The organism is Paramesorhizobium leguminum, assembly GCF_003217235.1.
In the GTDB taxonomy this organism is placed as follows: Bacteria; Pseudomonadota; Alphaproteobacteria; order Rhizobiales; family Rhizobiaceae; genus Paramesorhizobium; species Paramesorhizobium leguminum.
The window spans coordinates 1-3,071 of record NZ_QJTF01000052.1 but is presented as its reverse complement, the minus strand read 5'-3'; the positions used below and the strand labels follow the sequence as shown (position 1 = coordinate 3,071).

Annotated in this window: 1 protein-coding gene; it reads left to right on the top strand. The window is 64.4% G+C overall.

Features of this window, described 5'->3' with window-relative positions; translation table 11 throughout:
• Nucleotides 1-202: 202 nt before the first annotated feature.
• Nucleotides 203-3,071: FG-GAP-like repeat-containing protein (locus tag C7477_RS18515; RefSeq protein WP_181418478.1), on the top strand; the 2,869-nt coding region annotated here is incomplete at its 3' end.

Sequence of the window (3,071 nt, the reverse complement as noted above, 5' to 3'; positions counted from 1 at the left end):
TAAATCCCTGATCGTTTGCAAAAGAATGCGGCATCGATGTCGCTCCCGGTCGAGGCAATCACGCCGGAACCGCGCGCCATGGGCAGCATTCGATACCGTTCACGACGATACCGGGCATTTCATTCACGACTATGAATTTCATCAGGCTCTTTCGATATGCGCGCGCCGGATCGGCTACGCGCGTGACTCAAGGATTTTCCCAATGACCGCTGTTTTTGCCACGATCTCCGATGCTTTCTCCTCGTACCGCAACCAAGGCGCGGCGAACGGCGGGCGGCGCCGGGGCCGGCGCGCGATCGGGCTCATGCTCATCGCCCAGCTGGTTCTCCTCACCGGGATCGTGCCGCAGGGGCAGGCGCAGGACGGCATTGCCGATCCGGCCGGCGCCAACTCCATTGCGGCCGATGTCGGCACAACGATCGTGCTCACGCTTGCGCCGTCGAGCATCAACCAGAGCCAGTCGACGACGCTGACTGCGACGGTGACGTCCGACAAGAGCGGTACTCCCGTCGTCACCGGCACCGTCGATTTCTGCCGCGCCGGTGCGCCAGCCTGCGCCGGCAGCGACCGTATCGGCACGGCCCAGCTCTTCAACGGCGCAGCCTCGATCGTCATCTTCGCCGATCCTGGCCAGCACAGCTACACGGCCATGTTCAGGGGCGGTCCCGGCTATACCGCGAGCGCGTCCACCTCGCAGACACTCACCGTCAGCCGCACCAGCCTATATCCGACCACGGCGGCCATCGGCACGGTGAACTCCGCGCCGCCCTATACAATTCCCGTTACGGTGACCGGCCTCGGCGTGCTGCCCGGCCTGGCCCCCAACGGAGTGGCCGACATCCTCGACACAAGCAACAACGATTATCCGCTCGCCATCACCCCATCCATGGGCAACACCGCCTACGGCATTGCCACCGCGTCCGCGATACTCGTCGTCGGCCGTGCTCCCTATTCAACGGCGAGCGAGGATTTCAACAAGGACGGCCGCGCCGATCTTGCCGTCGCCAACCAAGGCTACTACAGCAACGTCCAGATCTTCCTGGCGCAGAGCGACGGTACATTCCCCGCCACGCCGTCCTCGACCATACCCAATATCGACAACGCCTATCCGGTGGTCGCGGGCGATTTCAATAATGACGGCTATGTCGACCTCGCCGTCGGCGCGACCTCAAATATCAGCGTCTTCACCGGCAAGGAGAAGGGCGGCTTCGATCCGTCGCCCATCAACACGGCAGCAAGCGACTTGGTCGCCTTCGCGGTGCGCGATTTCGACCTTGACGGTACGCTCGACATCGCCGTCGTCACCACCAGCAATTCGCAGGTCTATCTTGGCGACGGCAAAGGCCGGTTCCCCACCAAGGGAACCTCGGTGTCGGTGGGCAGCAACCCCCAAGCCACGGACACGGGCGGCAGCACCGTCGGGTCCGCTGCCGTCGGCGACTTCAACAATGACGGCAAGCCCGATCTGATCGTGCCGCAGACCCCGACCGACAAGGTGTGGGTGCTGCTGGGCGACGGCCTGGGCTCGTTCCAGCCCGATCCGACACAGGTCAGCACCGGCACCGACGCCAATGCCATGTCGGTTGCGGTGGCGGATTTCGATGGCGACGGCAATCTCGATTTCGCCGTCGGCGTCAACAATCCCAACGGCCCGGGCTACGTCACCCCCTACCAGGGCGATCCCACCGGCAAGATCTTCACGAAGAAGACACCCTACTCGATCGGGGATGCGAACTGGGAGTCCATCACCCTGGCCGTCGGCGATTTTAACGCCGACGGTAAGCCGGACATCGCCACCGCATATTTCGCGGCCCCCCCCTACGCCTATATGCAACTCCTTCTGGGCGGCGCCGCCTGGACGTTCACCCAGGGCGCAACGATCCCGCCTGGTATCGGGCCGGTGGTGCCGGTGACCGGCGATTTCAACGGCGACGGCTTCACCGACGTGGCCGTGGCCGACTCCTATGAAGGCTTTATAACGGTGGCAATCGTTCAGCCTTCCGTGACGGTGACCGCCACCGCGACAGATGTGCTAGTGCCGGTGGGCGATCCCTCGGCGGCCGACCATCAGGTCGTGGCGGTCTACGAGGGCGACATGAAATTTGCCAGGAGCCCGCAATCCGCTCCTGTGGGGCTTAAGCCGCAGAAGCTCGACACCACGCTCGCTCTGAGCGCCGTTCCGGGCTCCCCCGTCGCGGCTCCGCGGAAGGTGGTCCTCAGCGCCTCGCTGGATGCCGGCAAGCAGGATCTGCAGGGGTACGCGCCCTCGGGCCTCGTCACCTTCTCGATCCAAAATGGCAAGCAGCTGGGCACGGCGCCGTTCGCGTGGGACGACACTACGAAGCAATATGTGGCCGCCCTGCCGGCGCAGACGCTGCCTGTCGGCAGTTACACCATCCAGGCGACCTATCCCGGCGACGGCAATTTCAACGCCTCGACGCCGGCCACAATGCCCTTCACCGTTACCGGGACGATAACCACGCTCAAGATTACGCCGGATACCGTCGACCAGGGCAAGCCGGCGACGCTGATCGCAACCGTGACTGACGACAAGACCGCCATCATCACCTCCGGCACCGTCGATTTCTGCCGCAGCGGCGTGGAGGCGTGCGCCGGCAGCGACCGTATCGGCAGTGCCCAGATTGCCAACGGGGAAGCCAGGATCGTCATCTTCGCCGATGTCGGCCTGCACAGCTATACGGCCCGCTTCCGCGGCATCACCGGTTATCCCGGGAGCCGGTCCACGTCCCAGACGCTCACTGTCACCCCCACCAGCCTCTATACGACCACGACCGTCATCGGCAAGGTCGAGGGCACAGGCCCCTACAATCTGCCTGTGACGGTCACAGGCTTCGGCACGTTGCCGGCTCAGGTCCGCCCGGACACACCCGCCGGGCTGGCCCCGACGGGAGACGTCACCATTCTCGACAAAACGAATAACAACTTCAAGCTCGGCTCTGTGACTTTAACGCTGCCGCCCGTCTATGGCGTGGCGGAGACGACCGCGACGCTGACCACCGGCAACGGGCCCTTTTCGCTCGCCGGCGCGGATTTCAACGATGACGGCCTCC